Here is a 15,723-nt window from a genome sequence, read left to right as displayed (position 1 = left end):
TACCGCAAAGAATGAGAGTGATGGAGCCAAAACTAGAGTCGTCTATTTAGTACCACGGCTGACACTAAATTTGAGTCTATAATTCAGTGTGGCAATTTTTCACTTATTTATCAATCCGTTTAACTGATTCTTCGGTCAATAAATTCAGCCTTTAATTACTTAAGATAACGCCGCAAAAGACTGCCAGACACCTTGCTGTTCAGGATGCATGTTGGGCACATCACCCAAACGTCGCCACGGCATATTGCTACCGTGAAAGTCGCTCCCTATCGAGGCGGCAAGATTGTGCTCAGCGATACTACGGTCAACCATTCTACGCGTACTGACAGGCTCGCTATTAGCCGGTAACTCGCAAGCATCGCCGCCAAGCTGGGCAAACTCTTCAATTAACTTACGCACGCGCGTTGCTGACAGCTGATAACGGGTTGGGTGTGCCAGCACCGCTTTGCCGCCGCACGCCTGTATCAGCTCAATACCGTGCTGCATGGTCAGCGCCTCAATCGCTACATAAGCAGGTTTGTTATCCGCCAGATATTTATCAAAGGCTTTTTGTACAGTCTTAACCTCGCCGCGCTCAAACAATACTTGCCCAATATGAGCACGCCCGACTGCTTGCGGATTGTTACCCGCTTTTGCAAGAACGGCTTGCCAAAGCTCGTCGTAATCAATCGTTAATAATTCGCTCAATTTTTCAGTAATACGCTGACCGCGAGTCGCGCGGCTGTCTTGCAGCTGCTGTAGCGTAGCGTGCATTTTTTCACGATCGGTAAAATCAAGCCCAAGTACGTGGATGATTTTATTAGTAGATTTATTTTTACCGTAGCCACCACTTAAAGTATGCTCACAGCTAATTTCTACACCATTGATAAGGGTGATATCACATGCTTCAGCCGCGGCGCGTGCCTCATCGATACCAAGCAAGGTATCATGATCTGTCAGAGCTAATACATTAATACCAGCGCTATGGGCGCGTTGTACGACTTCTGCCGGTGCATAAGTGCCATCAGAGCAAGTACTGTGGCAATGTAAATCGATTTTCATAAAGCGAGCCTTAAGGTTTTGAATATTTTTGATTTAAATAAGGTTAAAAGCGTCAAAGCAGCTCATATCAGAGGATTATAACGTTGATTGCTTTTTTTTGACGCGGTAGACGTGTAAACTAGCGCATACGTTTTGGTTGGACATTTTATTTGCTATGAAAGCCTTATTAGACTTCATTCCCTTAATCGCATTTTTTATTGCCGCTCGTTACAATGGTATTTTGGCGGCAGCAGGCGCATTGCTCGTCGCGACTATTATCGTTTACGCGATTCACTTTGTGCGTCAAAAAGGCAAGTTCGACAAACAACAATGGGTTGTTTTATTGTTGACCATCGTTTTTTGCGGTGGCACCTTGCTACTACGTGACGATATTTATCTGCGCTGGAAATCGCCGATTATTAATGGGATTTTTGCGCTCACGCTATTGGTCAGTGCTGCCATTAATAAGCCTTTGATCAAACTGGCGATGAAAGATATGTTTGTGCTCACCATGAGTGGCTGGAAAAAACTGACCGTTGCTTGGGCATTGTTTTTTGCCATGATGGCAGTGCTACATTATATCACGGCATTTACCATGTCAGATGAAGCTTGGATCAACTTTAAAACTTACGGCTGGATTCCAATTATGTTGGCCTTCGTGGTTGCGCAGTTTTTACTATTGAAAAAACACCTGAATCCAGCATTAACTGACAAATCCGTTAAATAAAAAACTAATACAATCAGCGCTTACGTTAAGATAAGCGCTGGTTTTTATATAGTAATTATAACGCCTTATCTTCTTATTAATTGAGGAAGCAGCATGTCCTTATTTGCCATTATCGGTCACGACGTAGCAGGCAGTAGCGCCCAACGTCAGCTGACACGCGCAGAGCATATTGAACGCTTACAAGTCTTAGATCGTGAACAGCGCTTGGTTATCGCTGGTCCAACGCCCATCGAGCACGGCAAAAATGAGATGTCAGGCAGCCTAATTATTGCTGATTTCGACTCTTTAACTGCGGCTCAAGAGTGGGCAAGTACTGAGCCTTATCTGCGTGACGGTGTTTATAGCCATGTTGATATCAAGCCATTTGTGCAAGCATTACCAGTAGCAAATGCAAGTTTAATAGCTGAGGTAGCATCATCGTGATTCAGCGATTACTCTCATCAGACAGCTATAGCCATAAGACTGGTCTTACAAGCGCCGTGTTTGCGAGCACCATATTAATGACTGCCATGTCAGTACAGGCGGCACCTACACCTGCTACCGAATCTGAACCCTCAATAGGAATTGTGCCAGCACTAATTGCAGCCAATAATGCTTCTCAAACGACAGATACTCAAACAGCTGCCTCTCAAACAACCGCTCCTGTCACAGATACGACTAGCACAGCAAAACCTACTACCGATATTACTAATACTTTAGCCGCGCAGTTGCAACCATCCAATAAAGCCTTATCCGCTGCCAATCAAGAGTTACTCAGTCGTAATGCCCAACTACAACGCCAAGTAAATGATTTGCAAACTCAAGCTAACGTTTTGGTTTATGAAAGCAAAGGTCAACTATTTTTATATGGTGCTTTTACAGTTTTGATTAGTTTATTGGTTGGTATTTTTATTTCTTGGCTAGTATTTGTCCGCCGTGAACGTTGGTAACCTCATGTTTATTGATGTTTGCTTGATTACTGTTTGCTTAATTACAGTCTAATTGATAAATACCTATGTCAAAACTTGCCTCTACCTTTGCCGATAACAGTAAAAGCACAACTCCCACACACCTTATCTTCCCTGCTAACATTGAGTGGCAAACTGATGATACTGGTAATAAAGTACCAGTATCAGGTGAGTTTGGCGATGTGTATTTTTCGCACGCTGATGGCTTGGCAGAATCGCGGCACGTGTTTTTGCAGAATAACCAACTTCCAGAGCGTTTAGCAAACCTTGCGGCAAAGCAATGCTTTGCCATCGCAGAACTGGGTTTTGGTACAGGACTCAATTTACTCGCCACTTGGCAGCTGTGGCGACAGCTTCGATCAATACACCCACATTTAGCAAGCGCTCGTTTGCATTTTATCACCACTGAAAAGCATCCAATTTCCCTTAGCGACTTAACACAGATACTTGGTTTATGGGCACAGCGTGCACCAGAGTTAGCAGTCTTAATTGAGCAGCTTTTGGCCAGCTACCCACCACTGATTGCCGGTTGTCATCGTCTCAATTTTATTGAGGACAATCTAACCCTTGATATCTGGTTGGGTGATGCAAGTGCTAGCTTAGCTAACTTAGGGTTTGAGCGCGCGATTAAGCGCCCTTATATTGATGCATGGTTTTTAGATGGTTTTGCGCCTTCATGCAATGAGACATTGTGGGCTGAAAGTATTTTTAGCCAGATGCAGCGCTCATCACGTGCTGGTACAACTGCCGCCACCTATAGCTGTGCTGGTATCGTCAAACGTGGTTTGCAGTCGCAAGGATTTATGATTAAAAAGGTAAAAGGTTTTGGGCGTAAGCGAGAGATGCTGACAGCTGTGATGAGCGAGATGTCATCTCTAGATGAGCCTATTTCAGACTTATCTAATGAAAGCACTCCTAATCATATAGTCGTTATAGGCGCTGGCGTGGCAGGGCTAATGACTGCAAGGACGCTAGCCAATCGCGGTATTAAGATCACTATTTTAGATAAAGGCGCACCCTTATCTGGCGCATCTGGCAATCCGCGCGCCCTTCTCGCCCCAAATATGACGCCTATTCATCATGTCTATGAGCACCTACATACTATTGGTTATTTATATAGTGGCAGACTCTATCGCTACTTTAATACGCAAGCCGCTGTACGAAAAACACCGCTGATACTTGAGCAGACTGCTACGCTAGATTTATTGGTAAAAACCAATATTGGCAGAGAGCAAATTGCCGATTATCCAAACTCGATGGCAACAACTATTAGTCCTGAACAGGCAAGAGAACTTAGTGGTTTAAAAAATAAAGATTTGACCGATAACTTGTATTTACCGCAGGCGGGTTTGGTCAATCCACAAGCTTTAAAGACGGTTATTCTTACCCATCCAAATATCATTTACCAGCAGCTTAATATCACTGCAATTAAAGAAAATACAGATGGTATTACTGTCACAGGTAATAAGGTTGATGAGAATGGCAGCCACGCCGCTTCGACTATAACAGCTGACCATGTTGTAATTTGCGCCGCTTATGAAAGTCATCAGTTGGACAAACGTATCGTTCAGTGCCGTACTATCCGTGGTCAGCTATCTTGGTTTACCCCAACTGCTGAACAATTGGCTAAACTACCTAGAATTCCACTTAAATATAGTGGTTACTGCGCGTCATTTATCGGGCAAAGCGGTGATGCAACATTGAACACGATTAGCGAAAATCAGCCGCAGTTTTTACTTGGCGCAAGCTTTGTCGATGGCGATGCACATATAGATATTCGCAGTGAAGAAAACCAGCAGAATTATGATAAATTGCTTGAAGATTTCCCTGAATTGAGTAGTGTGTTGCCAAGTGATATCAGTACATGGCAAGCGCGTGCTGGCATTCGCACCCAAACGATTGACTATCATCCCCTAGTCGGTCTGCTGGCACAAAGCAAGCGTTTATGGACCTTGTCAGCGATGGGCGCAAAAGGTTATGCGTTAGCACCGATATGTGCTGAGGCGTTAGCGGATATGATGTTAGGCTGCTTTACACCGTTATCTACCACTATACTTGCGCGCCTATCTCCCAATCGGGCGCGGCTACATAAAGCGGGTAATAATGTAGGCAATAAAGTAAGTGAACTATAAGATAAATTAGCAATACAATAAATGAGCTATCGAGCTAACTTCTATCAGAATATTCTTATCCTTCCTTCTCGTCATGACTCTCTATACGAGATTTAACCGCACCAAATAATGACTTTCCCGAGTCTGATTTTTGCATCGGTATTCTACTCACACTTTCATCATTTATACCCGTTGATGGCGCAGTCAATGCGAGAATTTGTGCCGTATCACGGGTGTTTTTCTGAATAGTGACCGCTGCAAATAAGCTCATTGTAAATGCCATCATATAAAAGCCTTTTTCACTGAGAGTTAAACCTGCAGCATTCAAAAGGCCAAGCGCTATTAAAATAACTGATACTGCTAGAGCAGCCCAACTGATAAAGTAATAAAGGTTGGTCGTTGGAATACCTTCTGCACGGTCTCTAAGGGTCTTTTGTAGACTAATAGCAGCGTATAAACCGAGAGCCAAGATAGCAAAATAATAGCCTTTTTCGTTCAGTAGCATACTTTCTGCATTCCATAAGCCAAATAGATACGCCAGCACACCAACCAACATAACTGCCCAAGAAGTTCCTACATAAGCGCTCGTCGGTTTATAGGCGACTAGCTGACTCTTAGTAATCGTGTCATTATTCATCATCATCCTTAATTATAATTAGGCAAATACTTGATAGTAATATAATTTTTATCGACCGCTGTTTTGCCTTAACATAACACAAGCGTGTTATATTGTAATCTAAAATTATTTTTAAAATAAATAGCATTCTTAATGACAGAGTCCTAACATGTCTTTTTTTACCTTACTCATTTTACTTAGCCTTATTCTCATTGTGCCCATCATTTTTGTAATGAGAGAGAAGTCTAAGACCACGCAAACGGAATCTACGCAGCGTCATCAAGAGTACTTAGCATCTGCAAGTATAATAGCTAACCAGTCTCAAACAAATACAGCATCAATAGAAAAGCTAAATAATGAACAAGGTAATGAGCTTTGTGTCATTCATTTCTCAGCAAACCATTCCTTTATCAAGCTGCTCTATAACGAGCAAGTACCTAAAACCTTTAGGGCGACGATGGATGATATAGGGCAGCAATATGAGTCAACTCATCACGATCAAATCACTGAATCACAACTATTTACCCTCAATAAGCTCATTGCCACACGTATTCCAGAGTTGATTGCCGACTATCTTAGCCTCGATCAAAATTATGCAAAAACTGTCATTATTGATACCGACAAACAAAATACCAGCTATGATATGGTGTTAGCGCAACTAAACTTGATTTTGGATTTCTCGCAAAAGCTTAATACCCAAAGCCAAAGCGGTGTTGTTGACAAGCTCCTTGCCAGCCGCCGATATTTAGATGATGTCTATCAAGAAAGTGGCATGGCAGCCGATAATTTAAAGATAAAGTGAGCATCTTATATCTTTGACTATCTGCCATAGATGAGAAGATACAGGAATGTTGGCGGCGCAAATGTTGGTTATTAGCTTTGATACTTAAAAGTATGTGCTCACTCATGGTAGATTGTTGCATTTAGTTTATTATGCTTAAATAAAACCCTGTTAATGGATAGCCATCTTATTATGAAAACTCTTTCCTCTACCTTTGTAAAATCAAAACCATACTTCCAAGCCGTATCTGCTATTTTTTTAAGTCTATCATTACTAAGTGCCTGTCAAAAAACACCAGAGCCTGAAACAGTTAATGAGACAGCCTCTGAAGCGACAACTCAAACGACGCCCGTGACTTCTAACATTAATGCGCCTACTAACACCGATGATATCAATACCAGTACGCCTGCTGCGAATCCAGAACAAGATGTGAGCTTAACGGAGCTAGAAGACAGTCTTGGCACAACAGATAGCTCAATCAATGACCCTGCTCCAGCGCCCAATCCAGAGCAAGCTATTAAAGGCGCCCAAATTACGGACGTTAAATATCGAAGTGCTGCAGGTGAATCATTATCGGTCATTTTTGAAACCTCGGCAGCAGGTATGCTTAATGCTATCGTTACCTTACCGAATAAACCAAAAATGACTTTGAGCGCGCCTGAAGGTCAAGGAAACAATCCTACTTATCGCTCAACCGATGGTAGTATTCAATTGGTCAGTCATGCTGGTGGCGGCACTATCGATTTTATTCAAAATAGTAAGATGACAAGCTTTGACGCCATTAGCGCGGACGCAGAAGTAATTACCGAATAAGCTTTATAAGCATAAAATCATGTCGTAAAGGTAGTGAAAATGGTAATAAAAAGGCGGCACACGTTGATATCGTTGCTGCCTTTTTTATTGCCGTTTTAACTCATTTTTCCGTTATCTAACCAAACCCCGTTGTCTTACCAAACAAACTCACTAGCCAGCTTATCACTGACCACAAACCCCAACCGATAATAACTATCACAATCAGCCCCAACATATCAGGAATATGTAAATACAGCCAAGCAACTACTGGATTACGCCAAAAGAAACCAAAGCGACTCTGCTGCTGCCTATCTTCCAGTGATTGATGCAAAAATGGTCGATCCATATGCATGGTTTCGGTGATGCCGTATTCATCGTGGAGATGTTCGTGCACGATACCCAATGTTTTACGACTGGGACGAATAAAAATATCTAATATTGTTCCAATACCCGGTACGATACCAACCACCATATCAATCAGTGCTAGCCTAACAGCTGGCGTCATTTTATGCGCGGGTACACCCAATTGAAGACCCAATACAAACGCATAACTGGTTAGCGCCAAGCCTGCCAAATCCCCTGCTAAGGGAATGGTTGAAAGTGCCGCATCTGCGCCCATGCCTTGCTTGGTAAAAGGAATACGCACCAGAGAATCCATGGTATTGGCGAACTTTGCCAATTTACGCTCCGTCTCAATAACCTGCTGGCGTGTTAGCCCATGTTCAGCCAATCTTGCCTCATAATCTACGATAGATAGATTGGAAGCACCCTTTTTTTTCGCTTTTAACCTTGAGAGCTTCTTGAAGTTATCCATTAAAAGTCGTCCATATACAAGCGATGGCTATAAGAGCAAAGACGTAACGTCCTACCCAGATATTGGCCAAAAACGCTTGGAAACAAGCCAAAGCATTACGACTGGCACAGGCGCTGTTTTGCTTGGCAAACATCATGGCTACTAACGCCAGTGCAAATATTGGCGTTATACCTAAACTGGTCGAGGCAAAATAATGCCACATCACCGCGCCCATAATAAGTAAAAATAACGTCTGTAGTATCGAGATAATAATTAAATCATAGCGACCAAATAATATCGCTGTTGATTTGACCCCTATTTTTAAATCATCCTCACGGTCAGCCATCGCATACTGGGTATCATAAGCCACTGTCCAGCACATATAGGCGAGGAACAATAACCAACACCAGATATCAGGTGCGCCTTGTATCGCCACATATGCCATCGGTATCGCCCAACCAAAAGCTGCTGCTAAAAACACTTGAGGCAAATGCGTATAGCGTTTCATAAACGGATAGATAAATGCCAATATAACGGCACCAAACGACCAGTAAAATACTCGAATAGGTAAAAAGAGTAGCAAACTGGCACTTAATAATACTAACACTACAAATGCGGCAATGGCCTCTTTACCAGAAAGACGTCCATCAGCAAGCGGTCGACCTTTAGTACGACTGACATGACCATCGACTTTGCGATCTGCAAAGTCATTAATCGCACAGCCTGCCGCCCGCATAAAAATTGCCCCTAAAGCAAATATCACAAATATCTTAAGACTTGGCAGACCCGCTGTCGCACCCTGCTGCTGTGCCTGCCCCATCGCAGCGAATAACACGCCCCATAATGTCGGCCACAGTAGCAGCTCAATACCAACCGGTTTATCAAAGCGTGTCAGCTGAATGTAGGCTTGTAGTTTGTCGTTAAATGTCATGGCGTTTTTATTATCATTGATAGAAAATTTTGCATGAGGGTTTGAGTGCATAGAAGTTTAATGCGTGCTTCTTTTATAATATAAAAGGCGCTAAACTTGCTGCCACATCTTATTTGCTTCAACCAGTGATATTTCAGGATATTGCTTGCGTAGGGCTTTAATCGCAGCAGCCTTCTCTTTTTGTGCTGCTTGCTGACGCAAAAACGCTAACTGCTCTTTAGGATTACTTAATTCTTTTAGACGTGCTTCAAGTCGCAAAATTCTGGTACGCAGCATAATATTGATTAACAATAAAGCCGCGCCCATTACCCAAATTATTAATACAGACATTCCCTGCTCCTAAATTTACAAGCTGTCTTATTTGATATCATTAAATAAAATAACCGTCAAAACGCACCGCTTCATTACTCCAGCTCTCACTTGGTTGTAGTTGAGCAAGCAACGGTGCAAACTGTGGACGCTTTACAATCACCCGCCCTTGTTTTTGACCATTTTGACTGACTATTGCTAGCGCAGATTGTAGTAATTGCTGCTCTTCATCTAGCGTTGGCGGACGCGCCAATTGATGTAATGCTTGCATATGCTTGCCGACTTTCGCGCCCTTGCCCGTTTTGCTATCTTGGTAGCTATCTTCTGGAAACATAGGGTCAAAATATATCACATCAACAGCTTGCTCATTATCAGTATCTACAGGGTTATTAAATTTGGCAAAATTAATACTTTCAAAATAGCTTAGCGCATCAGTATTAATAATTTGCAAACGTGACATCAGCTTCTGCCAATTTGGCAGTACACTCATACGCAGCTGTTCTGTAAGTAACAATAACGCCATCAATGGTTGCTGCTCAAGCATGGTAACTTGGGCGCCAGTACTTGCGAGTATCAGACTGTCATGACCAAACCCAGCAGTTGCATCAATAACCTTGCTATCTGCTGTAATTTTTGCCGCTTGCAGTAATAATTCAGATTTGCGTCCCGCACTCACCACACGTCGCTGCAATTTATCCCATTCGGGAGCAACGCTCAAGCCATCACTTAACCATGAAAGCTTATTTTTTTCATCCAACAGCAAGATAGGTTGGGTAGCTGTCTGGCTTAATTGCTGACGACATTTTTGATTTAATTTGACTCTTATTAGTTCGATATTTAGAATAATGGGTAGCGTATGCTCATCTATCAGCGTTTGCAGGCTCTCGACTTGACTTGCCTGCGACTCACTAACATAAAGTAGTTGGCAGTTTATAACAGTGCTCGGTATTTGGCTAAGTTCTTGGCTCGCTACTTGCTTTATATCGGTCATGACTGCCATTCCTTTCTCATACTTACACCATCATGAATTGCTATCAAAAACTATTCCATTATAAAGCTTAGCCTGCCATTTGATAACCAAAACCCCAAGCGGCTATTAAGACCAACACACCAGTGATAATACGCAACCATGCAAAAACCTTAAAGTCACGACGGCTGACCCAAGCGACCAATAAGCGAATACAAAGTAAGGCGACGATAAATGAAACAACAGTGCCAATGCCTAGCACCAACCAATCTTCGCTACTGGTCAAAACGTCGCGATGCTTAATAAAATCTAGTAGGGCCGCACCAATGATGACCGGAATACCCAAAAAGAAGGAAAACTCAGCGGAAGCTTTACGTGAAACCCCAAGCCACAGGGCACCAATAATCGTAGCTCCTGAGCGTGATGTACCCGGTATTAACGCCAAACATTGCAGCAACCCTATCATTAAAGCTGTTTTTAGGCTAACGTCTTCTGCTTCTTCTGCAATAATGGCTTTCGGGCGATTTTCAACATAAAATATAAGCAAACCGCCGATAATTAGCATAATCGCCACGACAATGGGATTAAATAAATAGGCTTTAATCTCGTCAGCAAAAGTAAAACCAACAATCATCACCGGAATAGTCGCGACAATTAAGCTGAGTCCAAGTTGGCGTGGATTACTCATACCTTCTGCTTTACCAGTCAGCAACCCCATCAATGCTTGCCAGAGTCTGCCCCAGTAATCATAAATGACCGCTAAAATAGCGCCAAACTGCACCACTACGACAAACAAATCGACTTTTTCTTTTGTCCAAAAGCCCATCAAATCAGCAGATAAAATCAAATATCCGGTGCTAGAGATGGGTAAAAACTCAGTGATACCTTCAACGATACCCATGATGACAGCTTGAATTAATAAAACGATATCCACGATGGCTTTCCTAAACACAGACCTATTGTCTGCTTGAGAGTGTTTTTAAAGTATTTTTTAGAGTAGCGTTGATATTTTAAATAGCGCTGATAGTAGCTGACAACAGCTTATAATAGTTACGCCTTACCTTGCTCTTTCAACGTTTTCCATGCCTGATTGCGTAGATATTTTGGTAGAGCTTGCGCAGCTTCCGTTCCACCATTGACCATAAACTGAGCAACGCCGAGTTGCCCTATCACAGCAGCATCGGGATGAATATCAGCATGGATTATCTGAGCATCATGGAGGATTAATAGACCAGCGCCATTACCAACAATAGGAATATTGAGCGCCGTCTGGCTATCATAATCAAGTAACTGCTCGGCATCTGCGCCATTGTCTTGATTAACGAGCTGCATAATATTGTTTATTACTGCATATCGCCCAAAATATACTTGCTGCATACGTGCATCAAGCGCACTATATACTTCGCCTAGACCATGCTGTTGATACGCCGCTTGCGCAATTGCTTGTAAACTTGAAACACCAACACAAGGAATATCATGCGCCACTGATAACGCTTGCACCACTGCCGTATTAATTCGTATACCGCTAAAGGCACCGGGACCTCGGTTAAAGATAAGGGCTTGTATATCAGCCAGTTTTAGCTGGACCTCAGATAATGCCGCGTCAATCATCGGTAAGATTTGCTGCGTTTGCTGGCGCTGACCCGTCTCAGTATGACTCGATAACACCTGACCACTGCTATCCAAAATTGCGATCGAACACTGATCAAACACGGTATCCATTGCTAAAAACATTATCACCTCGGCTTATTTGCTTGCCATTATAAAACAGCGCCTATCATAGCATTTAGGATGGATTAATTGACCGACTTTCTATATTTTTCATAATTTTTAATAGTTTCTTTATAAAAGTTTACTCAAGCAGTTAAAACATAAAAAAACCTCAAAGCCCATTTAGTTTGAGGTTTTTATGAAAAAATTTGTGCTAATAGCAGTAATTATTATTTAAAAACGTTTTTTGAAACTCTTAGGTGCTTGGCCTTGTAGCTCTTGCATCTGTTTTTGCATCTCGTCGCTGCTTGGCATACTATTTGGGTCAAGTCCCATCTGCTTTGCCATTTGCTGCGGATTCACATCTTTGACGCCGCCTTGCTGACCACCACCACCAAATAATGGGCCACCGCCGCCGCCACCTGCTCCGCCGCCACCCATCAATCCTTGCATCGATTTCATCATTTTACTGATGCCTTCAGGCTTAGAAATCATTTTCATCATTTTTGCCATTTGTTTATGCTGCTTGAGCAAACGATTGACGTCTTGAATCTCACGACCTGAGCCAGCTGCGATACGGCGCTTACGGCTTGGGTTAATCTTATCGGGATTTTTGCGCTCAAATGGGGTCATCGAATTAATCAATGCTTCCATTTCACGTACTTTTTCTTCAGGCTTAGCGTCTTCAACGGCTTTTTGCATATCCGAGCCGCCCATACCTGGCATTTTATCTAAGAAGCCTGCCATGCCGCCCATGCTTTTCATTTGCTGAAACTGGGTCAATAGATCTTCAAGGTCGAACTCGCCGCCCTTTTGCATCTTTTTCGCCATTTTCTCCGCTTTATCACGGTCAATCTTTTGCTCAACTTCTTCGACCAGACTCAGGACGTCACCCATACCCAGAATACGCTGAGCGATACGCTCAGGATGGAACAGCTCTAGGGCGTCAAGTTTTTCACCGCGACCCAAGAACTTAATCGGTTTACCGGTGATAGCACGTACAGATAATGCCGCACCGCCGCGAGCATCACCGTCAGTCTTGGTCAAAATAACGCCCGTTAATGGTAGCGCATCGTTAAATGCTTTGGCAGTGTTTGCCGCATCCTGACCAGTCATCGCATCAACGACAAATAAAGTTTCAGAAGGATTGACCGCAGCGGTAAGCGCCTTGATTTCATCCATCATGGTTTCATCGATAGCCAGACGACCCGCCGTATCAATAATCAAGATATCTTGATATTGGATTTTGGCTTCTTCGATAGCACGTAAGGCGATATCAATTGGGTTTTCGTCGCTACTTGAATTGACGAACTTGGCGTTCACTTGACCTGCCACTTGCTCAAGCTGGGCAATCGCCGCTGGACGGTAGACGTCAGCTGAGACTAACATGACTTTTTTCTTATGGCGCTCTTGTAAAAACTTTGCCAATTTACCGGCAGTCGTCGTTTTACCTGCACCTTGCAGACCTGCCAGCAGATAAACAACTGGCGGCTTACCCGTCATCTCAAGCTGCTGATTGGCACTGCCCATCATTTCGGTCAGCTCGTCATGGACGATTTTGACAAATGCTTGTCCTGGCGCCAACTCTTTAAGTACCTCTGCACCAAGCGCTTGCTCTTTCACACGCTTTACAAAATCACGGGTGACCGGCAATGCCACATCGGCTTCTAGCAGCGCCATACGTACTTCGCGTAAAGTGTCTTTGATATTGTCTTCGGTTAATTGACCTGTACCTGCGATATTGCGCAGGCTCGACGATAATCGTTCTGTTAAAGTATCAAACATAAATAACTCTCAGTTAAAATAATTCTGGATTCAGCTTAACTCTTCATAAATTAAAGAGCTGATAAATAATATTTGAGTATGCGATGGCAGGCTTTGAAGCTCAATTACCAAGCATTTATCAGGAATACATAAGATGGTGCTCAATTAAGTGCCATTTTATGATAAATTGGGTGATTATTCTAATAATACCACTTTAGCATGAAATTAAGCGCGTATTTTGCGCGCATTATGAGATGAGGTTTTTTATCTTGCAACTTGCATTCTTACTTGCTGCGATGGCTTACTTCTTAGTCAGCATTCATATTGGTTGGGCGCTGATTCAAGATAAACCTATCCATAAAGGCGCAAGCTTAGGCTTGTTGTTTGTGGGTATGCTCGCACATGCAGCGCTGCTCTATCCGCACGTAGTCACCCTTTATGGGCTAAATTTCAATCTTTTTAATACTATCAGCTTAATCAGTTTATTCTTCTTGTTTTTTTACGTCATGTTTTCTCTGTATCGACCAATTGTTAGTCTTGGAATATTGGCAGCACCGACCGCTTTGGTAGGTATGCTAATCGGTTATGTTGGGCGTGCGCCTTATCGCCCAATCACCGATATCAGCATGGGACTTGAGGCTCATATCATATTATCGCTTGCGGCGTATTGTGTGCTGCTCATGGCGGCAGTACAAGCGCTGTTTTTACACCAACAAATACGTGAGCTGAAGCATCAGTCTATTCACCGCTTTTGGGTCAATAAATTGCCGTCTCTTCAAAGTATGGAGAGCTTATTATTCGATATGTTATTGGTAGGATTTATTCTGCTGAGTATTGCATTAGGTATTGGTTTTATTTATGTAAAAGACTTGCTGGCGCAGCATCTTGTCCATAAAACAGCCTTTAGCATTCTATCATGGCTGCTATTTGGCGCCTTACTTATCGGTAATTGGCGAGCTGGGTGGCGTGGCAAACGAGCCGCTAATATGACCATTTATGCTTTTATTCTATTAGCCATTGGTTTCGTTGGTAGCAAGTTTGTACTAGAGATGCTGTTATAAAAACAGCGCTACAGTAGCAATATAGAAAAAAGCCGCGAGTATTAAATGATAATACTCGCGGCTTTTTTCTTAATTTGAAATCGCCTTGATAAAAAGCTAATTAAATACCACGGTTTTATTCCCCGCGACAATCACCCGATTTTGTACATGCCAGTTTACTGCGCGTGCCAATACATTGCGCTCGATATCACGACCAATAGCTCGCAACTCGGTGACGCCTTGACGATGGGTGACGCGGTGCACATCTTGCTCGATAATAGGTCCTTGATCAAGCTCAGCGGTCACGTAATGCGCCGTTGCTCCAATAAGCTTGACGCCTTTATCATAAGCCTGACGATAAGGATCAGCACCGACGAACGCTGGCAAGAATGAATGATGAATATTGATAATCTGCATCGGCCAACGCTTGACAAAATCTGATGACAATATTTGCATATAGCGGGCTAATACCAATAAATCATTGCCTGTCATTAATTCATGAATCTGTTCTTCTGCTGCTACCTTATTGTCTTTGGTCACTGGCACATAATGAAAGGTGATGCCAAAATTTTCGACGGCTTGACGTAACTCTTCATGATTACTGATAACAGAAGTAATCTGACAATCAAGCAATCCGCGCTGATGACGCCACAGTAAATCTAATAAAGCATGATCAAATTTAGATACCAAGATACCAACTTTGGTCTTAATCGCATTGTCATGTAAGCGCCACTCCATATTGTGCCGTTTGGCAACCGTATGCGCAAAACTGGCCTCAAAGTTATCAATAATCTCGCTCAATCCTGCTAAGGCAAACTCTAAACGCATAAAGTATTGACCGCCTTCATGAGCAGTTGAATACTGATCTAGCGTAATGATGTTGCCGCCATAACGATGAATAAACTCCGATACCGCTTGTACGATACCGGCTTGGTCACGGCATTTAATTAACAATGTGGCTGTAGCAGTAATAGCGGGAATCTCTTTAGCTGCCACTTGAAGTGACGTTTTTGGTGAAGCAATCGTTGCAGTGTCTGACATAGCGCGCCCAATTAAAAATAAAACTTGCTGCTAACTTTAAATACTGCCAGCAGTATAGAAAACTAACTATTCTAATCGTTTTTGCAAAACTTTGCTGATTGAGTTGGTTGTTTTTAATTATTGAAATTATAAATACAAAAACCCTCAACTTTGAGTTGAGGGTTTTATTTCATT

General features: G+C 42.7%; 17 protein-coding genes. 7 read left to right on the top strand and 10 right to left on the bottom strand.

Annotated elements, in window-relative coordinates; translation table 11 throughout:
• Positions 1–159: 159 nt before the first annotated feature.
• Positions 160–1,041: a PHP domain-containing protein gene (locus tag ACMHKH_RS00245; RefSeq protein ID WP_413518676.1), complete on the bottom strand. Its 882-nt coding sequence runs from the start codon at positions 1,039–1,041 to the stop codon at positions 160–162.
• 154 nt (positions 1,042–1,195) lie between these two features.
• Here ACMHKH_RS00245 and ispZ point away from each other — a divergent pair, with 154 nt between their 5' ends.
• The 4 genes from ispZ (at position 1,196) to mnmD (ending at position 4,826) form a co-directional block, all read left to right on the top strand.
• Positions 1,196–1,747 (top strand): septation protein IspZ, encoded by a 552-nt coding sequence (gene ispZ, locus ACMHKH_RS00240; protein ID WP_413518675.1) that lies wholly within the window; start codon positions 1,196–1,198, stop codon positions 1,745–1,747.
• Between the two features lie 93 nt (positions 1,748–1,840).
• A complete protein-coding gene (locus tag ACMHKH_RS00235; protein ID WP_413518674.1) occupies positions 1,841–2,170 on the top strand; it encodes a YciI family protein in 330 nt (109 codons plus the stop codon).
• Positions 2,167–2,676, top strand: a complete 510-nt coding sequence (locus tag ACMHKH_RS00230; RefSeq protein WP_413518673.1) for a hypothetical protein — start codon at positions 2,167–2,169, stop codon at positions 2,674–2,676. The genes ACMHKH_RS00235 and ACMHKH_RS00230 overlap by 4 nt, the downstream gene beginning before the upstream one ends.
• A gap of 65 nt (positions 2,677–2,741) precedes the next feature.
• Positions 2,742–4,826 (top strand): tRNA (5-methylaminomethyl-2-thiouridine)(34)-methyltransferase MnmD, encoded by a 2,085-nt coding sequence (mnmD, locus tag ACMHKH_RS00225; RefSeq protein WP_413518672.1) that lies wholly within the window; start codon positions 2,742–2,744, stop codon positions 4,824–4,826.
• 55 nt (positions 4,827–4,881) lie between these two features.
• Here the strand turns inward: mnmD and yiaA are convergent, their stop codons facing one another.
• Positions 4,882–5,442, bottom strand: coding sequence for an inner membrane protein YiaA (gene yiaA / locus ACMHKH_RS00220; protein ID WP_413518671.1), 561 nt, complete (start codon positions 5,440–5,442; stop codon positions 4,882–4,884).
• Positions 5,443–5,590: 148 nt separating this feature from the next.
• On the opposite strand from yiaA, the gene ACMHKH_RS00215 reads away from it, so the two are divergent.
• Positions 5,591–6,223 carry a hypothetical protein gene (locus tag ACMHKH_RS00215; protein ID WP_413518670.1) on the top strand — a complete coding sequence of 211 codons (633 nt, stop codon included), beginning with the start codon at positions 5,591–5,593 and terminating at the stop codon, positions 6,221–6,223.
• Positions 6,224–6,394: 171 nt separating this feature from the next.
• Entirely contained in the window at positions 6,395–7,015 is a 621-nt protein-coding gene (locus tag ACMHKH_RS00210) for a hypothetical protein (protein ID WP_413518669.1), read from the top strand.
• Positions 7,016–7,130: 115 nt separating this feature from the next.
• Here the strand turns inward: ACMHKH_RS00210 and ACMHKH_RS00205 are convergent, their stop codons facing one another.
• The 7 genes from ACMHKH_RS00205 to ffh form a co-directional block, all read right to left on the bottom strand.
• Positions 7,131–7,808 (bottom strand): DUF4112 domain-containing protein, encoded by a 678-nt coding sequence (locus ACMHKH_RS00205; protein WP_413518668.1) that lies wholly within the window; start codon positions 7,806–7,808, stop codon positions 7,131–7,133.
• Entirely contained in the window at positions 7,801–8,718 is a 918-nt protein-coding gene (ubiA, locus tag ACMHKH_RS00200) for a 4-hydroxybenzoate octaprenyltransferase (protein ID WP_413518800.1), read from the bottom strand. The genes ACMHKH_RS00205 and ubiA overlap by 8 nt, the downstream gene beginning before the upstream one ends.
• Before the next feature lie 90 nt (positions 8,719–8,808).
• Positions 8,809–9,048, bottom strand: a complete 240-nt coding sequence (locus tag ACMHKH_RS00195) for a hypothetical protein (protein WP_413518667.1) — start codon at positions 9,046–9,048, stop codon at positions 8,809–8,811.
• Positions 9,049–9,088: 40 nt separating this feature from the next.
• Complete coding sequence (locus ACMHKH_RS00190; RefSeq protein WP_413518666.1) at positions 9,089–10,018, bottom strand: class I SAM-dependent methyltransferase; 930 nt, start codon at positions 10,016–10,018, stop codon at positions 9,089–9,091.
• Between the two features lie 67 nt (positions 10,019–10,085).
• The gene (locus tag ACMHKH_RS00185; protein ID WP_413518665.1) at positions 10,086–10,928 is read right to left on the bottom strand and encodes an undecaprenyl-diphosphate phosphatase; all 843 of its coding nucleotides are present in this window, start codon (positions 10,926–10,928) and stop codon (positions 10,086–10,088) included.
• A gap of 116 nt (positions 10,929–11,044) precedes the next feature.
• On the bottom strand, positions 11,045–11,728 hold the full coding sequence (tsaB, locus tag ACMHKH_RS00180) for a tRNA (adenosine(37)-N6)-threonylcarbamoyltransferase complex dimerization subunit type 1 TsaB (protein WP_413518664.1): 684 nt from the start codon (positions 11,726–11,728) through the stop codon (positions 11,045–11,047).
• 210 nt (positions 11,729–11,938) lie between these two features.
• Positions 11,939–13,489, bottom strand: a complete 1,551-nt coding sequence (ffh, locus tag ACMHKH_RS00175; RefSeq protein WP_413518663.1) for a signal recognition particle protein — start codon at positions 13,487–13,489, stop codon at positions 11,939–11,941.
• A 233-nt stretch (positions 13,490–13,722) separates the two neighbouring features.
• Here ffh and ACMHKH_RS00170 point away from each other — a divergent pair, with 233 nt between their 5' ends.
• Positions 13,723–14,529, top strand: a complete 807-nt coding sequence (locus ACMHKH_RS00170; RefSeq protein ID WP_413518662.1) for an inner membrane protein YpjD — start codon at positions 13,723–13,725, stop codon at positions 14,527–14,529.
• A 96-nt stretch (positions 14,530–14,625) separates the two neighbouring features.
• Here ACMHKH_RS00170 and purU read toward each other — a convergent pair whose 3' ends face one another.
• Entirely contained in the window at positions 14,626–15,549 is a 924-nt protein-coding gene (purU, locus tag ACMHKH_RS00165; RefSeq protein ID WP_413518661.1) for a formyltetrahydrofolate deformylase, read from the bottom strand.
• Between the last annotated feature and the right edge of the window lie 174 nt (positions 15,550–15,723).

It is taken from the genome of Psychrobacter glacincola, assembly GCF_965118485.1.
GTDB classification, from domain to species: domain Bacteria; phylum Pseudomonadota; class Gammaproteobacteria; order Pseudomonadales; family Moraxellaceae; genus Psychrobacter; species Psychrobacter glacincola_D.
Note: the sequence above shows the minus strand (reverse complement) of the source record. Positions and strands in the feature narration are given on the sequence as shown.

What these genes read in the sequence shown, in the direction of transcription:
- ispZ (WP_413518675.1), top strand. Translation starts at nt 1,196, where the DNA reads ATGAAAGCCTTATTAGACTTCATTCCCTTAATCGCATTTTTTATTGCC.
- ACMHKH_RS00245 (WP_413518676.1), bottom strand. Translation starts at nt 1,041, where the DNA reads ATGAAAATCGATTTACATTGCCACAGTACTTGCTCTGATGGCACTTAT.
- ffh (WP_413518663.1), bottom strand. Translation starts at nt 13,489, where the DNA reads ATGTTTGATACTTTAACAGAACGATTATCGTCGAGCCTGCGCAATATC.
- ACMHKH_RS00190 (WP_413518666.1), bottom strand. Translation starts at nt 10,018, where the DNA reads ATGACCGATATAAAGCAAGTAGCGAGCCAAGAACTTAGCCAAATACCG.
- tsaB (WP_413518664.1), bottom strand. Translation starts at nt 11,728, where the DNA reads ATGTTTTTAGCAATGGATACCGTGTTTGATCAGTGTTCGATCGCAATT.
- ACMHKH_RS00195 (WP_413518667.1), bottom strand. Translation starts at nt 9,048, where the DNA reads ATGTCTGTATTAATAATTTGGGTAATGGGCGCGGCTTTATTGTTAATC.
- ACMHKH_RS00170 (WP_413518662.1), top strand. Translation starts at nt 13,723, where the DNA reads ATGAGGTTTTTTATCTTGCAACTTGCATTCTTACTTGCTGCGATGGCT.
- purU (WP_413518661.1), bottom strand. Translation starts at nt 15,549, where the DNA reads ATGTCAGACACTGCAACGATTGCTTCACCAAAAACGTCACTTCAAGTG.
- ACMHKH_RS00210 (WP_413518669.1), top strand. Translation starts at nt 6,395, where the DNA reads ATGAAAACTCTTTCCTCTACCTTTGTAAAATCAAAACCATACTTCCAA.
- ACMHKH_RS00205 (WP_413518668.1), bottom strand. Translation starts at nt 7,808, where the DNA reads ATGGATAACTTCAAGAAGCTCTCAAGGTTAAAAGCGAAAAAAAAGGGT.
- ubiA (WP_413518800.1), bottom strand. Translation starts at nt 8,718, where the DNA reads ATGACATTTAACGACAAACTACAAGCCTACATTCAGCTGACACGCTTT.
- mnmD (WP_413518672.1), top strand. Translation starts at nt 2,742, where the DNA reads ATGTCAAAACTTGCCTCTACCTTTGCCGATAACAGTAAAAGCACAACT.
- yiaA (WP_413518671.1), bottom strand. Translation starts at nt 5,442, where the DNA reads ATGAATAATGACACGATTACTAAGAGTCAGCTAGTCGCCTATAAACCG.
- ACMHKH_RS00235 (WP_413518674.1), top strand. Translation starts at nt 1,841, where the DNA reads ATGTCCTTATTTGCCATTATCGGTCACGACGTAGCAGGCAGTAGCGCC.
- ACMHKH_RS00215 (WP_413518670.1), top strand. Translation starts at nt 5,591, where the DNA reads ATGTCTTTTTTTACCTTACTCATTTTACTTAGCCTTATTCTCATTGTG.